Annotated in this window: 14 protein-coding genes; 3 read left to right on the top strand and 11 right to left on the bottom strand. The window is 65.9% G+C overall.

Features of this window, described 5'->3' with window-relative positions; translation table 11 throughout:
• The first annotated feature begins 83 nt into the window (after nucleotides 1–83).
• Nucleotides 84–1,424, top strand: coding sequence for a DUF2252 family protein (locus DKB74_RS02575; RefSeq protein ID WP_109806523.1), 1,341 nt, complete (start codon nucleotides 84–86; stop codon nucleotides 1,422–1,424).
• A gap of 123 nt (nucleotides 1,425–1,547) precedes the next feature.
• Nucleotides 1,548–3,074 (top strand): catalase, encoded by a 1,527-nt coding sequence (locus DKB74_RS02570; RefSeq protein WP_109806522.1) that lies wholly within the window; start codon nucleotides 1,548–1,550, stop codon nucleotides 3,072–3,074.
• Between the two features lie 19 nt (nucleotides 3,075–3,093).
• Here the strand turns inward: DKB74_RS02570 and DKB74_RS02565 are convergent, their stop codons facing one another.
• The 7 genes from DKB74_RS02565 to DKB74_RS02535 all read right to left on the bottom strand — a co-directional run bounded on the left by DKB74_RS02565 (nucleotide 3,094) and on the right by DKB74_RS02535 (nucleotide 10,935).
• Complete coding sequence (locus tag DKB74_RS02565; protein WP_109806521.1) at nucleotides 3,094–3,507, bottom strand: bacteriohemerythrin; 414 nt, start codon at nucleotides 3,505–3,507, stop codon at nucleotides 3,094–3,096.
• Between the two features lie 139 nt (nucleotides 3,508–3,646).
• Complete coding sequence (gene nagZ / locus DKB74_RS02560; RefSeq protein WP_109806520.1) at nucleotides 3,647–4,654, bottom strand: beta-N-acetylhexosaminidase; 1,008 nt, start codon at nucleotides 4,652–4,654, stop codon at nucleotides 3,647–3,649.
• A 156-nt stretch (nucleotides 4,655–4,810) separates the two neighbouring features.
• Entirely contained in the window at nucleotides 4,811–5,539 is a 729-nt protein-coding gene (locus tag DKB74_RS02555; RefSeq protein WP_109806519.1) for an SPOR domain-containing protein, read from the bottom strand.
• Nucleotides 5,539–7,266, bottom strand: a complete 1,728-nt coding sequence (gene argS, locus DKB74_RS02550; protein ID WP_109806518.1) for an arginine--tRNA ligase — start codon at nucleotides 7,264–7,266, stop codon at nucleotides 5,539–5,541. Before argS ends, DKB74_RS02555 begins: the two co-directional genes overlap by 1 nt.
• Before the next feature lie 85 nt (nucleotides 7,267–7,351).
• On the bottom strand, nucleotides 7,352–8,278 hold the full coding sequence (rarD, locus tag DKB74_RS02545; protein WP_109806517.1) for an EamA family transporter RarD: 927 nt from the start codon (nucleotides 8,276–8,278) through the stop codon (nucleotides 7,352–7,354).
• Nucleotides 8,279–8,346: 68 nt separating this feature from the next.
• Nucleotides 8,347–9,495 carry a DUF1501 domain-containing protein gene (locus DKB74_RS02540; RefSeq protein WP_109806516.1) on the bottom strand — a complete coding sequence of 383 codons (1,149 nt, stop codon included), beginning with the start codon at nucleotides 9,493–9,495 and terminating at the stop codon, nucleotides 8,347–8,349.
• Nucleotides 9,496–9,498: 3 nt separating this feature from the next.
• A complete protein-coding gene (locus DKB74_RS02535; protein ID WP_193504345.1) occupies nucleotides 9,499–10,935 on the bottom strand; it encodes a DUF1800 domain-containing protein in 1,437 nt (478 codons plus the stop codon).
• A gap of 249 nt (nucleotides 10,936–11,184) precedes the next feature.
• Between DKB74_RS02535 and DKB74_RS02530 the strand changes: the two genes are divergently transcribed.
• On the top strand, nucleotides 11,185–11,487 hold the full coding sequence (locus tag DKB74_RS02530; RefSeq protein WP_109806515.1) for a hypothetical protein: 303 nt from the start codon (nucleotides 11,185–11,187) through the stop codon (nucleotides 11,485–11,487).
• A 51-nt stretch (nucleotides 11,488–11,538) separates the two neighbouring features.
• On the opposite strand, the gene DKB74_RS02525 is transcribed toward DKB74_RS02530, so the two are convergent.
• From DKB74_RS02525 to ftsA, 4 genes are all read right to left on the bottom strand, one after another.
• Nucleotides 11,539–12,705 (bottom strand): deoxyguanosinetriphosphate triphosphohydrolase, encoded by a 1,167-nt coding sequence (locus tag DKB74_RS02525; protein WP_109806514.1) that lies wholly within the window; start codon nucleotides 12,703–12,705, stop codon nucleotides 11,539–11,541.
• Nucleotides 12,702–14,492 carry a tetratricopeptide repeat protein gene (locus DKB74_RS02520; RefSeq protein ID WP_145960885.1) on the bottom strand — a complete coding sequence of 597 codons (1,791 nt, stop codon included), beginning with the start codon at nucleotides 14,490–14,492 and terminating at the stop codon, nucleotides 12,702–12,704. The genes DKB74_RS02525 and DKB74_RS02520 overlap by 4 nt, the downstream gene beginning before the upstream one ends.
• Nucleotides 14,493–14,656: 164 nt before the next feature.
• Nucleotides 14,657–16,165 carry a cell division protein FtsZ gene (gene ftsZ, locus DKB74_RS02515; protein ID WP_109806512.1) on the bottom strand — a complete coding sequence of 503 codons (1,509 nt, stop codon included), beginning with the start codon at nucleotides 16,163–16,165 and terminating at the stop codon, nucleotides 14,657–14,659.
• A gap of 113 nt (nucleotides 16,166–16,278) precedes the next feature.
• Nucleotides 16,279–17,538 carry a cell division protein FtsA gene (gene ftsA / locus DKB74_RS02510; RefSeq protein ID WP_109806511.1) on the bottom strand — a complete coding sequence of 420 codons (1,260 nt, stop codon included), beginning with the start codon at nucleotides 17,536–17,538 and terminating at the stop codon, nucleotides 16,279–16,281.
• Nucleotides 17,539–17,624: the final 86 nt, after the last annotated feature.

Raw genomic sequence — 17,624 nt, 5'->3', positions numbered from 1 at the left:
AATAGCGCCCCACCCCGGATCAAATCCCCCGTTCGCCAGTTGCCTAGACGCGGCATGCTCTGCCGCGATTGAGGGGCGACCATATGGACGATGGCGAGCGCAGTGCGTGGATTGCCGCGGAGATTGCGCGGGTGGACGGGATTGCGCCCGACGCCGGGTCGCATTCGGCCAAGCATGCCAAGATGGCGCGCAACCCCTATTGCTTTCTGCGCGGGTCGGCACAGCTGATCTATGGCGATCTGGCCAGCGGGGCGCTGCACCTGCCGCAGGGGCTGACCCACCCTGCCCTGTACAGCGCAGTGGTGGGCGATTGCCACATGTCCAATTTCGGCTTCGTCACCGAAAAGGGGTCGCATGGGCGGCACATCATCTTTGGCCCCGATGATTTCGACGATGCCTGTATCGGCCCGGCGGCGTGGGATCTGGCGCGGTTCGTCACCAGCCTGTTCCTGAGTTGCGAGCTGGCCGCCGGGATTGCCGAGGGGCGCTATACCACCGACGAATTCGACGATGTCGCCGGGCTGGCGCCGCCCGAACCGGACGAAGCGCTGGCGGGGGCACAGGCCTTTGTCGACCGCTATATCGCGATCTGCGACGAAGTGACGATCGACCCCGCGGTGCGGCGGCGGACGCTCGATGATTTTGCGATCGGCCATCCGCTGCGCCGGTTCCTGAAGAAAGCGCGCAAACGTGCGATCGGCGGCGCGAAGTTCGAGCGCAAAAGCTCACTTGGCAAGGCCGTCGCGATCGATCCGGCGGGGCTGCGCTTTCGCGACCGGCGGCGCTATCGGCGGCTCGACGAACCCGCCGAAGCGGCAGTGCGCGCGGCATTCCGCCCCTATGTCGACGATGCGATCCTCGATGTCGTGCGGAGGATCGGCCAGGGGACCGGGTCGCTCGACCTGCCGCGCTATTATCTGCTGGTCGGGCCGGAGGGCGCGGCGACCAGCGCCGAACTGACCATGTGCCAGGTGGTCGAAGTGAAGCAGCAGCGCCGCGCCGCGCCGCTCCACGAATTTCCCGATCTCGATCCGCGCAACACGCTGGGGCCGGCGCATCTGACGGTGATGATCCAGCGGCGGGTACAGCGCGAGCCGGACCTGTTGCTCGATCAGGCCGATTGGGACGGCGAAAGCTGGCTGGTGCGATCGCGCCACCATGCACGCGTCAGCGCCGAGCCGGAGGAAATCTGTCTGTCGGATGGCGATGCGGGGATCCGGCTGGCGCATTATGCGCAGGCATGCGGCGAGGCACTGGCGCTCGCCCATTCGCGCGCCGACAATCGATCGGTGCGGTTCGAAACCGCGATGGGGCTGGCGCTGCGACAGGATGGCGCGGCACTGATCGAAGCGGCGCGCAGCTATGCCGAGCGGGTGATTGCCGATTGGGAGCTATATTGCGCGATGCGGGCGTCCGGCGGGTAAATCGTCGGGCGGGGCGGCGGTGATCGATATTTCCGCGCTTGATCGTGTGGCCCGGCGGGAACTGGCGTGCGGCGGCGTTCGTATCTCCTGCAACTTCTCCGCACAGCCAACAGGAGGCCCGCCATGGCCGACAAATCCCTTCCCCCCATTACCACCGATGCCGGCATCCGCGTTCAGAGCGAGGAACATTCGCTGACGGTCGGCCCCAACGGCCCGATCCTGCTCCACGATCATTACCTGATCGAGCAGATGGCGAATTTCAATCGCGAGCGGATTCCCGAGCGCCAGCCGCATGCCAAGGGCGGCGGTGCGTTCGGCCGGTTCGAAGTGACCAACGATGTGTCGCGCTATACCAAGGCGAAACTGTTTCAGCCCGGTGCGAAGACCGACATGGTCGCACGGTTTTCGACTGTCGCGGGCGAACGGGGCAGCCCCGACACCTGGCGCGACCCGCGTGGCTTTGCGCTCAAATTCTATACCGAAGAGGGCAATTTCGACATGGTCGGCAACAATACGCCGATCTTCTTCATCCGCGACCCGATCAAGTTTCAGAACTTTATCCGCAGCCAGAAACGCCGCGCCGACAACGACCTGCGCGACCATGACATGCAATGGGATTTCTGGACGCTGTCGCCCGAAAGCGCGCATCAGGTGACCTATCTGATGGGCGATCGCGGCATTCCGAAAAGCTGGCGCGAAATGAACGGCTATTCCAGCCACACCTATTCGCTGGTCAATGCGGCGGGCGAGATGTTCTGGGTGAAATTCCACTTCAAGACCGATCAGGGCGACGGCAACGCCTATCTGAGCCAGGATGAGGCCGACAGGCTGGCGGGATCGGATGGCGATTATCACCGCCGCGACCTGTTCAACGCGATCCGCGACGGCAATCACCCGAGCTGGACGCTGTATTGGCAGATCATGCCGTTCGAGGACGCCAAAACCTATCGGATCAATCCGTTCGACCTGACCAAGATCTGGCCGCATGACGATTATCCGCTGATCGAAGTCGGCAAGATGACGCTCGACCGCAACCCCACCGATTTTCACACCGAAATCGAACAGGCCGCGTTCGAACCGAACAATATGGTGCCGGGTATTGGCCTGTCGCCCGACAAGATGCTGCTGGCGCGCGGCTTTGCCTATGCCGATGCGCACCGCGCGCGGATGGGCGTCAATTACAAGCAGATCCCGGTGAACAAGCCGCACAGCCCGGTCCACAGCTATTCGAAGGACGGCGCGATGCGGACCGAGAATGCCACCGATCCGGTCTATGCGCCCAACAGCTATGGCGGGCCGGCGGCACAGCCCTATGACGGCGAAGCGGGGCTGTGGCACAGCGATGGCGACATGGTGCGCCATGCCTATACGCTGCGCGCGGATGACGATGATTTCAGCCAGCCGCGCGCGCTGATCAACGACGTGATGGACGATGCCGCGCGCGACCGGCTGGTCAGCAACATCGTCGGCCATCTGAGCGACGGGGTCAGCGAAAGGGTGCTGCAGCGCGCGTTCGAATATTGGCGCAATATCGACACCGAAACCGGCCGCAAGGTAGAGGAAGGCGTCCGCGAAAAGCTGGGCGGCAAATCCGACCAGCCGGGCATGGCATCGGCGCAATCGACACGCGAGGCCGAACCCACCAGCTAGGTCGTGTACGTGGAGGCGGCTATGCCGCCTTCACGCCGCCGCGATTGGCGTGATCGCCATATTTGCGATCGATATGCTTGATGTGCGCCGACAGCCACAGATTGAGGAACTGAAAGAATTCGCGGGTGCATTTGCCGTCCGCGGCTTCGATCGCACCGCTATGCTTCGCGAAATCGCTGAGCAGCTTGGCGTGGATCGTCTTGTGCCCGTCGCGCCCGGGATAGGCGATGCTGTCCATATATCGCTCTTCGTCGGCAAAGTGGCGCGTGGTAACCTCGCCGAGCCTGGCGATCTTCGCCATCATTGTGGCCCCGGTTACGCCGGCAGCATCGGAATCGAACACATCGTTCATGGCATCGAGAATCTGGCGATGTTCGTGGTTCATCGCCTCGACCCCGACATCGAGTTCGGGCGACCAGTTCATCAGCGGCATTGATTATAACTCCAACACGGCGGCGACACACCGCCCGACCGGTTCATTATAGGCGCGCAGGCTGGTCAGCGGCGGCGATGCCGACACCGAACGCCCCGATTTCGGCAGTAAAGCGCCGATTCGACGCGGATATTTGCGATCAGACGAGCGCGAGCAGGCTGTCGCGCTTGTCGATCAGATCGGCAAAGGCGTCGGCGTGCGGCGTGCCTTTCACGGTTGCCATCGCGCGGTCGAGCCTTTCGAGCGTCTTCTGTGGCGCATCGCCCAGCTTCCCGGCAATCTCGACCATCTCGTCCATCCGCGCCCAGCAATCGAGCGCGACGTCGCAGCCCGCCGCAACCGCAGCCGCCGCTTTCTCGCCCGCAGTGCCGGTCAGTGCCTTCATGTCGATATCGTCGCTCATCAACAGGCCGTCAAAGCCGATCCGCGTGCGGATGATATCGCCGATCACCTTTGGCGACAGCGTGCCGGGGCGATCCGCATCCCATGCGGTGAAGACGATATGCGCAGTCATCGCCATCGGCGCGTCGCGCAGCGTTGCGAACGGTTCGATATCGACCGCCAGTTCCGCTTCGCTCGCCTTGACCACCGGCAATTCCTTGTGGCTGTCGACGACGCCACGGCCATGGCCGGGCATATGTTTGACGATGCCGACAACGCCGCCGCGCCGCAGCCCCTCGATCGTCGCGCGGCCGAGCGCCGCGACGCGCATCGGTTCGGCGCCATAGGAACGGTCGCCGATGACATTGCTGGTTTCCGGACGGACCACATCGAGCAGCGGCAGCGCATCGACATTGACGCCGACCTGCGCCAGCATCAGCGCGAGCGCATGGGCGTTGGCGCGCGCCGCCTCGATCGCGGAAACCGGGGCGATGTCATAGAGTTTGTCAAAGACGTTGGGCGCGGGAAATGCGGGCCATTCGGGCGGCTGCATCCGTGCGACGCGCCCACCCTCCTGATCGATCAGGATCGGCAGATCGTCGCGCCCCGACAGCGCACGCAGGCTGTCGGTCAGCGCGCGCAGCTGGGCGCGATCGCCGCAATTGCGCTTGAACAGGATATAGCCGATCGGATCGGCGTCGCGAAAGAAATCGCGCTCGTCGGCGGTAAGGCTGTGGCCGGACAGGCCGAAAATTACGGGCTTCATGGGTGGTAACCGCCGGAGGATCTACAATCATTTGCCCTGAGCTTGTCGAAGGGCTGTTCTCCTTTTGCAAGCGCAGAAGCAGGAACGGGTTTCGACAGCCATGTCCCGAGCATAGTCGAGCGGCTCAGCCCGAACATTTGGACTGACCCGTCAACCTCAATTCGCTACGTAGCAGCTTTCGCCAGCGGCCTTCAGCCGGTCGCACAGTTCCTTTGCGCGGTCGAAGCTGCCGGCATTGACGCGCAGGCGATAGACGGTGCCGCCGTTGCGCTGTGCCTGCTCGACCGAATGGCCGAGCGGGGAGAGAAAGTCATATTTGCCCGACAGCGTCCGCCAGGCACCGTTCGCGCCATCGGCATCGGGATAGGCGCCGAGCTGAATCAGCCCGCCACCGCCGCCGCCGGCGCGGATCGTCGGCTGGGGCACCGGATTGCGCGCCTGAAGCGTGCCGCCGCTCCGGGGCACGGGAACGGTTGCGGTCGCCGATCCGGTGGCGGAAGGCGACGGTTTGGCCGGAGCGACCGGAGTCGCCACCGGATCTTCGGGGCGGTCGGCCATGTTGACCGACGCATTGGTCACTTCGCCTTCGCTGGCGGCATAGGCGGCGTCGCCCACGCCTTCCGGGTCCATCCCGCCGGGTTCCTGCGGCTTGACCTTGTAATCGCCTTCCTGGGCGCGGATCAGTTCGCCATTGCCGGTGAAACCCTGATGCCGTTGGTACCAGAACCAGCCGAACGCTCCCGCGCCGACCACGGCGAGCAGCAACAGGACGAGCAGGAGGATCCGTCCCCAGGACGAACCCTCCGAATAATCGTCGTCCACCGATTCCAGCCAGGGAAGCCGATCGTCGTCGCCATATCCCGGCCCGCCGGCACCCGTACCCATCACGCCATCTCCTGAACGGCCTCCACACCCATGAGGGCCAAACCGTTATGGATAACCTGCCCGATCGCACGGGCCAAGAAAAGCCGCGAACAGGTTAACGCAGGTTGATCGGGCAGCAGGAAGCGGCGTTCGGGCCGGTCATTGCCCATATTCCAGAGCGCGTGAAATTCCCCTGCAAGATCATAGAGGTAAAAGGCGATACGATGCGGTTCGCGGGCCGCGGCGGCGCCCTCTACCACGCGCGGAAACTGTGCCGCACGCTTCACCAGCGCCAGTTCCTCTGTATCAAGCAGGGACAGATCGGCGCTGTCGCAGACAATGCCCGCCTCCGCCGCCTTGCGATGGAGCGAAGCGACGCGGGCATGGGCATAGTTGACGTAGAAGACGGGATTGTCCTTCGACGCTTCGACCACCTTGGCAAAGTCGAAATCCATCTGCGCATCGGCCTTGCGCGTCAGCATGGTGAAGCGGACGACATCCTTGCCGACTTCGCGCACGACATCGGCGAGCGTGACGAAATTGCCGGCGCGCTTCGACATCTTGACCGGCTCGCCGCCGCGCAGCAGCCGCACCATCTGCACCAGCTTGACGTCGAACCGGGTCTTGCCTTCGGTCAGCGCCTGCACCGCCGCGACAATGCGCTTCACCGTACCGGCATGATCGGCGCCCCAGATGTCGATCAGTTCGTCGGCGGACTGCGCCTTCTGGAAATGATAGGCGAGGTCGGCGCCGAAATAGGTCCAGCTGCCGTCCGATTTCTTGATCGGGCGATCCTGATCGTCGCCGAATTGGGTCGCGCGGAACAGCGGCAGCTCGACCGGCTCCCAATCTTCGGGCGTTTCGCCCTTGGGCGCTTCGAGCACGCCGTCATAGACAAGGTCGCGTTCGCGCAGCCATTTCTCGGCGGCTTCGGGCTTGCCCGCCGCCTGAAGCTCGGCTTCGGACGAAAACAGGTCGTGGTGGATGCCGAGCAGCGCGAGGTCGCGCCTGATCATCACCAGCATGTCCGCAACCGCCTCGGTACGGAACAGCCTCAGCCACTCGCTTTCGGGCTTGCCGAGGAAACGGTCGCCATATTCATGCGCCAGCCGCTGTCCGGTCGGCTTCAGATAATCGCCCGGATACAGCCCCTCGGGGATCTCGCCGATGTCTTCGCCCAGCGCCTCGCGATAGCGCAGATGCGCCGAGCGGGCGAGCACATCGACCTGCCCGCCGGCATCGTTGACATAATATTCGCGCGTGACGGCATAGCCGACATATTCGAGCAGGCTCGCCAGCGCATCGCCGACGACGGCACCGCGGCAATGGCCCATATGCATCGGGCCGGTCGGGTTGGCCGAGACATATTCGATATTGACCCGCCTCCCCTGCCCCAGCGTCGCGCGGCCATAATCATCGGCCAGATCGAGGATCGCCGAAAGCTCGCCGCGCCAGGTGGCGTCGGTCAGCGTCATGTTGATGAAGCCCGGCCCCGCGATCGAAACCGAAGCGACTTCGTCGCGCTTTTCCAGCTCGGCCGCGATTTTTTCGGCCAGGTCGCGCGGTTTCATCCCCGCCGCCTTCGACAGCACCATCGCGGCGTTGGTGGCGAGATCGCCATGGCTCGGATCGCGCGGCGGCTCGACCGTCACGGCGCGTCGCTCGATCCCCGGCACCAGCACATTGTCGGCGATCAGGGTGTCGAGCACATCGTCAAGATGCGCGGCAAAACGTGCGTAGAGAGTCATTGCGGTTCCGATTAATCGATGGAGCGTTGCCCGGTAACGGATTTCGACGCGGCTTGGAACGGGCAAGCGCGAATCGACGGCGTTCTCAGTTTGTGGCCGCGCGTCGTCGGGCTGCCCCTGCGGTTACGCCGCCATGCACGGCATAGAGGGCGAGTCCCGACCAGATGAAGGCGAAACATGCCATATGCGCCGTCGTCATCCGTTCGCCGAACACCAATACCGCACAGAGGAACTGCAGCGTCGGCGCGATATATTGCAGCAGGCCCAGCGTCGCATAGCGCAGCCGGCGCGCGGCGGCGGCGAACAGCAGCAACGGCGTCGCAGTGATGATCCCGGTCGATGCGATCAGCAGCGAAAGGCCGGGCGTTTCGCCAAAGCTGTTGGCCGGGCCCAGCCAGATCAGGAACGCGGCGGCAAAGGGCGCGAGCAGCACCGTTTCCACCGTCAGCCCCTCGATCGATCCGACCGGCACGACTTTGCGGATCAGCCCGTAAAAGGCGAAAGTGAAGGCCAGCACCAGGCTGATCCACAGCCCCGCGCCCGCCGCCACCGCAAGCACCAGCACGCCGACGCCCGCCAGCCCGACCGCCGCCGTCTGCACCCGCGTCAGCCGCTCGCCGAGCAGCACGACGCCGATCAGGACATTGACCAGCGGATTGAGGAAATAGCCCAGGCTCGCCGCCAGCACATGCTGGTTGGTCACTGCCCAGATATAGGTGATCCAGTTGACCGAGATCAGCGTCGCGCTGCCCGCCAGCATGAGGAGCGCGCGGGGATTGCGCGTCGCCGCCAGCAACGCGCCGCCGCGACGTCCCACGACGATCACGACCGCCAGCAACAGCAGTGACCACAGCACGCGATGCGCCACCACCTCCGCCGCACCGACGCTTTTGAGCGCGGCGAAAAACAGCGGCAGCAGACCCCAGATGATATAGGCGCCGACACCCTGGGCGAGGCCCACCCGATCCGGCGCGGCAGCGGCTTTGGTCGACAGGGGCTGCGGCGCGTTCATCGCCGCCCGGTAGCGGGCCGCCGGTGCGGCGTCAAAGCAGCCGCGATTGTTCGGTGCGAAGCGGAGCTTCAGCCGCGCATCAGCCCTTCGACCGCCGGCCCGGATCGGGCATCGGGGAACATCGCGCGCATCGCCAGCGCGGGATCGACGCGATAATGCGCGCTGACCGTGCCTGTCAGAATCGTCGCGAGGTCGGTCGTCGGACGCAGGTCGCGATTTTCATGGAGCGCGCCGTCGGAAAGCCCCGGCCAGTCGGCAAGCACGCGGCCCCCGGCGACGCCGCCGCCGAGCAGCATCGCGCACGACGCCGTCCCATGATCGGTGCCGCCTGTGCCGTTGACGCGCACCGTGCGCCCGAATTCGGTGGCGACGACCACCAGCGTATCGTCCCATAGCGGCCCGAGGCCGTCGCGCAGCGCGCCGATCAGCCGGTCGAGATTGCCGAGCTGCGCGCCCAGCCTGCCGCGTTGCTGGGCATGGGTGTCCCAACCGCCGGTTTCGATCATCGCGACGCGGCTGCCGCCCGGATCGGCGAGCAGCCGCGCGGCGAGTTCTCCGGTCGCCTGGGCATTGCGCCGGGCGCCTGCATCGCCCGCAACCGCGCGCGTGGCCGTCGCCTGTCGCCACGCCGCATCGAGCTCGACATCGCCGGCATAGAGCATGCCGACGCGCGTCATCAGATCCTCCGACGCATCGGGCAGGTTGGAGGGTGCATAGGAAGCCACCGATACCGGACCGCGCATTGCCAGCGGCACGCTCGCCGCCACTGCGATACCGCGTGCGTCGTTAGCGGGCAGCAGCGACAACATGCGGTTCATCCAGCCATCATGGAGCGCATAGGCCCGCGAACCGCCGGTTTCGAGCACGTTCTGGCCGTCGAAATGCGACCGGTCGCGATAGGCCGACGCCGCGGCATGGACGAACAACGCCTGCCCCGCTTCATAAAGCGACCCCACTGCCGCAAGCTGCGGATGCAGCGCGAACAGCGTGTCGAGCCGGGGCGCGTCGGCGAAATCCTCTGCCAGAACGCCGCGCTGCCGCACAAATGCCGGATCGCCGACCGGCGCGACTGTGCCGAGCCCGTCGGCTGCGCCGCGCTGAATGATGAAGACGAAGCGTTTGTCGGTCGGCGCCGCCGCGAACGCCATGCGTGCGCCGAGCGTGGAGCCGAGCATCGTGGCGGCTCCGGCGGAAACGAAATTACGGCGGCTGATCATGGACTATCTCCGCAGAAATTCGGGAGCGACGAGCAACAGGGCGACACCCTGGCCCGGACTTTCGGCGCGCGCAATCGCCTGTTGCGTGGCCGCGCTCAGCGCATCGGGGAACAGCTTCGCCGCGCGTGCCCGCGGGTCGATCCGATCGCGGCTGCGCGCGGCGAAGCGTTCGGCGAGTTCGACGCGGCGCAACAGCGAATCCGGTCCGTTCCAGCTTGCCGCGATATCGTCGAACCCGGCCGGAGCGCCGGGGCGCCAGACCGGCTGGGCGAGCTGGACGAATTGATTGACCAGCGCACGCGGTTGCGCAACGTCGCGCATGCCGAGCGCGCGATAGGCGCCCACCGTCCATTCCCATGGCGTGCGGAATTTGACCGGCGCGTCCCCCCAGCATTCGGGCGCCGCGATCAACACGCGATAGAGTTCGGGCAGATTGCCGCCGGTTTCGAGGAAATTATGCTCGAGCCGCGCGACCAGCGGCTCGGGCGGATGATCGCCCGCGAAATGCCGCGCCAATTTGGTCGCGACATGCCGGGCCGTCGCGGGATGCGTCGCCAGCATGTCGAGGATCGCGCCGGTCTGGGCTTCGCCCGCCTGCGCGAAGTTCTTCCCCAGCAGCGTGCGCGTGCCGGGCTCATGCAGGCGATCGGCGAACAGGAAGCTTCCCGGCACCGCCTGCCCTGCGCCAGCCCGTCGGCCGGCGCCGCGCCCCAGCCCCGCCACTGTCCAGCCGGTCATCGCCCGGGCCAGCTCGCCAACATCCTGCTGCGTATAGACCGAGCGGACGCCCAGCGTATGAAGTTCGAGAATTTCGCGCGCGAGGTTTTCGTTGAGGCCGATATTCCGGCCGTTTCTGCGCGCCGCAATGCCTGCGCGGCTGGCCGGACCCACCGATTGCGCCTGATCGAGATAAAGCAGCATCGCGGCATGGCGTTCGACCGCGTGCAGCATGTCGCCAAAGCTGCCGAGCACATGCGGCCGGATCGCTTCGAATTCGAATGCGCCGGCAAATCCGGTCACCGTCAGCTTGTCGGCGGAAATGGCGAAGTGATTGGCCCAGAAATGCACCAGCCGCTCGACGAACGGAGCGGGCGTCGACAATGTGGCCTGGGTACGCGCGGCGACTGCGCCGATATAGAATTGCCGCATCTGCTGACCGGCGCGGCGTCGGGCTTCGCGAACCGGATCGGCATCCGATGCCGTATCGGCGGCCGGCATGGGTGACGCCGCGGCGTCTTGCCGCGCCATCCGCGTCTGTCGGTTATAGTCGGCGAGCAGCGCGGCGGCATCGCGCGTCGGGGGTTGATCGGCGATGATCCGGGGGGATGGGTCATATCGATCCAGCTGGTCGCGCAGCCATTTCCGCGGCGCTTCCGGCAGGGCCTCTTCCGGCCTGGCGCCATAGCCGAAGCGATTCAGTGCGACAGATACTGCTCCCATCGCATTTCTCCCTGGCGGTTCCGGGATATCGGAATGGCGCCAATTTGTCGCAATAGTTTGTCATGCCCCCGGGCCGTCGTCAAAAACCACCGGACTGGCCGGTTCGCCGACTGCGGTCGCGATTGCGCGCTTTGCACATGGGATCGCAATCCGGGCAATTGCGTCATGCTGCACCGCAACATAACGTCCGGGACGACAACATAACGGGATGCCGATCTGGCTTTCTTGAATCGATCAAGGAGAAAGATCGTGACCAACAAGCTCTTCTTCGCCGCCGCTTTCGCTCTGGGCCTGGCCGCTACCCCGGCCGCCGCAAAGGACCCCGAGGTCCGGCAATTTTCCCATGAAGGCATCAGCTACACCTATTCGGTCGACGAAACCGATCACGGCACGGTGTATCGCGGATCGACGTCGCGCGGTTCGCGCTTCCGTCTGGTCGTCGCCCATGGCCGCGTGCGCGGCAAGTTCAACGGCCACCAGGTCAATTTTCCCGTTGCCGATTCGCAGGCACTGGGTGTCGAAATGGGCGAGGCAGTCGTCGCCGCGCGCTGACCCGTTGCAGGGCGGAGTGGCCGAAGCGGCGCTCCGCCCTGTCCCGTCGGATCAGAACCCGTCGGGCAGGTCGATCGGGCCGACGCATTCGCGATAACGGGCAATCGCATAGCGATCGGTCATCCCCGCAATGAAATCGGCGATATGGCGGCTGCGCCAGGGCTCGTCCGCCGGGATCGTCTCACTCCATTTGTCGGGCATCAGCGCGGGATCGGCGGCATAGGCCGCGAACAGACCCGCGACCACGCCATGCGCCAGATCCGCCGCCTCCAGCTGATGCGGGTGGTGATAGAGATTGGCGTACATGAAGCGTTTCAGGCGGCGTTCGGATTCCTGCATCGCGGGCGAGAATTGCGCGAGCTGAACCCCCGCCGCGCGGACATCCGCCGCGGTTTCTATTCCGGCCTCGGCGATGTTCCTGCGCGTCTGATCGATCAGATCATTGACCATCGCCCCGATCTGCGACCGGGTGAGTTCGCCGATCAGCCGCTTGCGCGATACGCCGGGGAAATTGCTTTCCACGCGCCGCCAGCCATCGGCGACCATCGGCTGATCGAGCAATTGTTCGAGCGTCAGCAGCCCGGCGCGGATCCCGTCGTCAATGTCGTGATTGTCATAAGCGATATCGTCGGCGATCGCCGCGACCTGTGCCTCCAGCGACGAAAACTGCCGCAGCTCGAGCGGGAACGCAGTATCGGCGGCGGCCAGCGCCCAGCCCGGATCGCCGACCGGCCCGTTATGCTTGGCCAGCCCCTCAAGCGTTTCCCAGGTGAGGTTGAGCCCGTCCCAGCGCGGATAGGGGCTGTCGATCACCATCAGCGCGCGCAGCGTATTGCCGTTGTGATCGAACCCGCCCCGCCCCGCCAAGGCTTCGTCGAGCGCCTTTTCGCCGGCATGGCCGAACGGCGGATGGCCGATGTCATGCGCCAGGCACAAAGCCTCGGTCAGATCTTCGTTCAGGCCCAGCACACGCGCCACGGTTCGCCCGATCTGCGCGACTTCGAGACTATGCGTCAGGCGGACGCGGAAATGATCGCCGTCGGGTGCCAGGAACACCTGCGTCTTGTGCCGCAGGCGCCGGAAGCTGATCGAATGGATGATGCGATCGCGATCGCGCTGAAACGCATCGCGCGGACCACGCTCGGGCCCCTTCTGTTCTTCATACAGGCGGCCGCGGCTGTGATCGGGTTCGCACGCCCAGGGCGCACGCACGCTCATCGCACCTCGAGCCGACGGATTTGCTGCCCCGCCTCGCTGGTCCAGGCAAAGGCGTCGATACCCTCGGCAGCGAGCGCGTTGACGAATTCCTGCGCCGCGCTGCTGCTGTCGAACGGCCCGGTGAGCAACCGGTTGGTAAAGCGCAGCGGCGTCGTCCACGCCTGTTTGCCCTTGAACAGATCGGGTGCCTGTTCCGCCAGGCGGCGCCAGGTAAAGGGCAGCGCCGACGCGTCCGATCCGCCCGCGACCTGCACCCAATGGCGCGCCGGTTCGGCGGCGGCCGGGTCGGAGCGCGGCGTGGTTCGGTTCGTTGCCGCCGGTGCGGGCGCCACATTTTGCGCAGGCGCGGGATCGGGTTCGGCAGTGGCGCTTGCCGGGGTCTGGCCGGGCATCGGCGCGACACCGAGCTCGGACGCAGGGATTGTGATGCTGCCGACAATGGCGTCGAGCGCGGGGCTTTCGACCCGCTGGCTGGCGACGATCGGCACCGATGCAGGCGGCGTATCGGCCGGCGGCTGCGCAACCGTGTCGACCGATGCCGCTTGCTCGCGCGGTTGCGGGACCGGCGCCGGCGTTGCGGCGGCAGCGTCCCGCGCGCGTTGCGCAGCTTCGGCAGCGTCGCGCTCACGTTGCGCAGTTTCTGCGGCTTCGCGCTCGCGCTGGGCGGCTTGCGCGGCCTCGCGTTCGCGTTGCGCGGTTTCGGCGGCGGCACGTTCGCGTTGCGCGGCTTCGGCAGCGGCACGTTCGCGCTGGGCGGCCTCAGCAGCGTCGCGCTCGCGCTGGGCGGCCTCAGCAGCCTCGCGCTCGCGCTGCGCGGTTTGCGCGGCCTCCCGCTGCGCCGCATCCTCGGCCTGACGCCGCGCAGCAGCTTCCTGTGCCGTGCGACGGCGCTCTTCCTCGCGCCGCGTCCGGCGATCGGTTCGGGGCGGTGCCGGCGGCGGAACCTGCGCGGTTTGTACCGGCGCGGCAACTTCGGTCGTGCGGGGCAGCGGCGGCGCCAGCTCGGCATCGGCAATGCGTTCGGGCGTCGGCGAAAGCTGGCCGAAATGCACTGCGAAGGCGCGATCGACGGCGGACATCGTCTGCAACCGCCGGAAATAGGGGGCAAGCGCGCCGCCCATATTGTTGGGCATCATATTCTCGGCGATCCGTTCGGCACCGGGAACATCGCCGTTCATCGCCAGGATGAATGCCCGCGCGCGCCATGCCGCACGATCGGAGGTGCGCAACAACGGTTCGAGCTGCGCCATCGCCGCTTCGACCTTGCCCGTGATGCCGAGCGACAGGGCGTAGCGGCGCGTTGTTTCATCGTCATGGGGGCCCGACATCGCCACGCGATAATCGCGCTGGGCAAGTTCGGGCGCACCGAGAAGATCATAGGCAAAGCCGCGATCGGCGGCATAGTCCGAAAGCGCGAGGCCGCCCTGTTCCGCCCTGGCGAAAAGGCCGAGCGCTTCGCCCGGACGGCCGAGCAGGACCAAGGCCGCCCCCCGGCCCGCCGCAACACGCGGGTCATCGGGCGCCTCTTCGTCCGCGCGCGAGAAAAAGGCCAGCGCAGCGACCGGATCGTCGAGCCGGACGCTGAGCTTGCCGGCGCGGATCAGCGCTTCGACATTGCGCGGTTCATTGGTGAGGATGCGGATCTGGTCGCCCAGTTCGTCCGCCAGCGGACTGGGCGGCGCGACGACTTCCCCGGGAACCTGTTGCGCCATGGCCGGCAGCGCGTTCGCCGTCGCGGCAAGCGCGAACGAAACGGCCATGGTCCGAAACGGCAGCCAGGGAGTCATGAATCCTTTCCGGACGGAACCGGTTTCCGTCCACCGCGTCGTGGCAATCGCATGGGTGACACCGGTCACGCATGCGAAAGCGGCGTTACACCGCGCTTTGGCATAACGGGCAATGAACCATCGGCCCGGTCACGGTCAACCGGGGCCGATGGGCGACAAGCGGCTTACTGATTATTCTGGCGGTGCAGGAAGCGCGGAATGTCGAGCGGGTCCTTGTCCTCATCCTCATCACCGCGCGATCCGCGCGACGCCGAGGCCATCCGTTCGAACAGGGTGCCACCCGACTTGCGTGCGGGCTTGGGCGCCGGAGCCTCGGCTTCGGGCTGCGCTTCATCGTCTTCGGACGTCAGCCAGCGGCGGCGGCTTCCGAATTCGGGTGCGGCGGGCGTCACCGGAGCTTCGGGCTCGGGCACGACCACAGGAGCCGGTTCGGAAGCAGCGGATTCCGGCACTTCGGCATCGCTGCCGAGCACCAGCTCGTCGCTTTCGGTCGCCACGCTGGTTTCGACCGGTGCTTCGGGTTCGGGCGCCGGTTCGGCAGCGGCTTCGGCCTCGGGCGCATATTCCTCGGGCACCGGAGCAGCCGTTTCATCGGCGGCCGGCGCGCTGGTAAATCCCGGCGCGGCGGCGGGGCGACGCGGCGTGTTGAACGAGAAGACGCGCGGCTGTTCGGTCGCGGCTGCCGGCGCGGCAGGCTGCGCTTCGGCATCGGCTTCGATACCGGTGGCGACCACCGACACGCGAATCCGGCCTTCCAGCTCGGGATTGAACGCCGAACCCCAGATGATGTTGGCGTCGGGATCGACCAGCTCGCGGATATGGTTCGCGGCTTCGTCGACTTCCAGCAGGCGCATGTCCTCGCCACCGGTGATCGACACGATCACGCCCTTGGCACCGTTCATGCTGACGCCGTCGAGCAGGGGGTTGGCAATTGCCTTTTGCGCGGCGTCGATGGCGCGGGTGTCGCCTTCGGCTTCGCCGGTGCCCATCATCGCCTTGCCCATTTCCTGCATCACCGAACGGACATCGGCAAAGTCGAGGTTGATGAGGCCCGGCATGACCATCAGATCGGTGATGCCGCGAACGCCCTGTTGCAGCACCTCGTCCGCCATTTCGAACGCTTCCTTGAAGGTCGTGTTCGCATTGGCGATCAGGAACAGATTCTGGTTGGGGATGACGATCAGCGTATCGACATATTGCTGCAGCTCTTCGATCCCGCGCTCGGCCGATTGGGCGCGACGCTTGCCTTCGAATGCGAACGGCTTGGTGACGACGCCGACGGTCAGGATGCCCATATCGCGGGCCGCCTTGGCAATCACGGGGGCCGCGCCGGTTCCCGTGCCGCCGCCCATGCCGGCGGCGAGGAACACCATGTGCGATCCATCCAGTGCCTTCTGCACCTGTTCGATCGTTTCCTCGGCGGCCGCGCGGCCGATTTCGGGCCGCGAACCGGCACCCAGACCCTGGGTGATCTTCGCACCCAGCTGGATGCGATGCCCCGCTTCGGAAAGCTTGAGCGCCTGTGCGTCGGTGTTCGCCACCAGGAACTCCACGCCCTGCACATCGGCACGGATCATGTTCGCGATCGCGTTGCCGCCGGCACCGCCGACGCCGATCACCGTGATCTTCGGTGTCAGCTCGTCCACATCGGGCGGAAGGAAATCGATACTCATCGCCTTGTTCTCCCCTCGCGCTCCCGGAACGCCGGAGCGCGTAAAATTACCGGCTGTTTTGCACGAACCTTCGGAGCGACTCTAGTGCAAAGACGGACAATCGTCGCATTTCTTTAATAATTCGCCCGAAACGCCGCCATAAGGCGGTGAAACATGGCCATCGGGCTGGTCCGGGTCACCAGCTGATGCGGCGATTCCAGCGCGCGCAGATCGACCGGATCGCTCGCCGCGAACCGGGCCAGACCCGCCATCGTGGCAAAGGCCGGACCCGAATGCGCGTCGGGCAGCGCCGTCAGCCCGCGCGGACGACCGACGCGCACCGCGCATCCCAGCGCCGTCTGCGCATAATCGGCGATCCCCTTCAGCTCCGCACCGCCGCCGGTGAGCACGATCTGGCGACCGACCGGATCTTCGAATTTGAGCTTGACCAGCTCCTTCTGGATTTCCTGCATCAGCCGGTCGAGCCGCTGGCGGATAACCGCGATCAGCTGAGCCTTGGTGATGCGATTGCCCTCGGCCCCGTCCTCGGCATTGACAGGCACGACATCGATCATGTCGTGATTGTCGCGCGGCGTCATATTTGCCGAACCGTGGAAGCATTTGGTGCGCTCGGCCCAGGTGCGACGCGTGCCGAACGCCGAAGCGACATCGTCGGTAATGTCCGCCGACCCCATCGGGATCGACGCGAGCCCCGCGAGTACCCCGCCTTCGAATACCGAAACATTGGTGACGGCAGCGCCGATCTCGACCAATGCGACGCCCAGTTCGCGCTCCTCCTCCGACAGGCAGGCAAGCCCGGTCGCGACCGGCGCGGCGATGATCGATTTGACTTCGAGATGCGCGGAGCGGACGCACATGTCGAGATTGCGGACCGGCGACCCTTCGGTAGCGACGATATGCACATCGACGCCGAGCCGGTCGGCATGGAGGCCGAGCGGGCGCTTCACGCCGGCAAGCCCGTCGAGCGTATAGCGCGTCGGCTGGGCATGGAGCACCATGCGGCCCATCGGGTCGATCGCGTCGCGGCCGGCGCGCAGCAGCGCGTCGATATCGCCCTGTTCGACGCGATGCCCGCCCAGATCGACTTCGAGCTTGACGATGTCCGAGATCAGTCCGCCTGCGGAAAAGCTGACCCACACATCCTCGATATTGGTCCCGGCGATGCGCTCGGCCTGTTCCACTGCCTCGCGGATCGCCAGTTCGGTCGATTGCATGTCGGCGACATAGCCGCGCTTCACGCCCTTGCTTTCGCGCTGTCCGGTGCCGAGCACGATCAGTTCGCCGCCATCGCCGCGCTGCGCGATCAGCGCACAGACTTTCGACGAACCCACGTCGAGCGCGGTAATCAAGCCTTCGGGTGCCGCCTTCGCCATTTCCCTGTACTCCAACCGATCGCGCCGCCACGGCCCGATCAACCCCATGATGCAGTTAACCAACGCTGCAAAGACCCGGTAAACCA

Origin of the sequence: Stakelama portus, assembly GCF_003171655.1 — a bacterium.
In the GTDB taxonomy this organism is placed as follows: domain Bacteria; phylum Pseudomonadota; class Alphaproteobacteria; order Sphingomonadales; family Sphingomonadaceae; genus Sphingomonas; species Sphingomonas portus.
Note: the sequence above shows the minus strand (reverse complement) of the source record. Positions and strands in the feature narration are given on the sequence as shown.

Coding starts and splice junctions, on each gene's coding strand:
- nagZ (WP_109806520.1), bottom strand. CDS start 4,654: ATGAAGCCCGTAATTTTCGGCCTGTCCGGCCACAGCCTTACCGCCGAC.
- ftsA (WP_109806511.1), bottom strand. CDS start 17,538: ATGGCGAAGGCGGCACCCGAAGGCTTGATTACCGCGCTCGACGTGGGT.
- DKB74_RS02525 (WP_109806514.1), bottom strand. CDS start 12,705: ATGAGCGTGCGTGCGCCCTGGGCGTGCGAACCCGATCACAGCCGCGGC.
- DKB74_RS02520 (WP_145960885.1), bottom strand. CDS start 14,492: ATGACTCCCTGGCTGCCGTTTCGGACCATGGCCGTTTCGTTCGCGCTT.
- rarD (WP_109806517.1), bottom strand. CDS start 8,278: ATGAACGCGCCGCAGCCCCTGTCGACCAAAGCCGCTGCCGCGCCGGAT.
- DKB74_RS02575 (WP_109806523.1), top strand. CDS start 84: ATGGACGATGGCGAGCGCAGTGCGTGGATTGCCGCGGAGATTGCGCGG.
- DKB74_RS02535 (WP_193504345.1), bottom strand. CDS start 10,935: ATGGGAGCAGTATCTGTCGCACTGAATCGCTTCGGCTATGGCGCCAGG.
- DKB74_RS02565 (WP_109806521.1), bottom strand. CDS start 3,507: ATGCCGCTGATGAACTGGTCGCCCGAACTCGATGTCGGGGTCGAGGCG.
- ftsZ (WP_109806512.1), bottom strand. CDS start 16,165: ATGAGTATCGATTTCCTTCCGCCCGATGTGGACGAGCTGACACCGAAG.
- DKB74_RS02540 (WP_109806516.1), bottom strand. CDS start 9,495: ATGATCAGCCGCCGTAATTTCGTTTCCGCCGGAGCCGCCACGATGCTC.
- DKB74_RS02570 (WP_109806522.1), top strand. CDS start 1,548: ATGGCCGACAAATCCCTTCCCCCCATTACCACCGATGCCGGCATCCGC.
- argS (WP_109806518.1), bottom strand. CDS start 7,266: ATGACTCTCTACGCACGTTTTGCCGCGCATCTTGACGATGTGCTCGAC.
- DKB74_RS02555 (WP_109806519.1), bottom strand. CDS start 5,539: ATGGGTACGGGTGCCGGCGGGCCGGGATATGGCGACGACGATCGGCTT.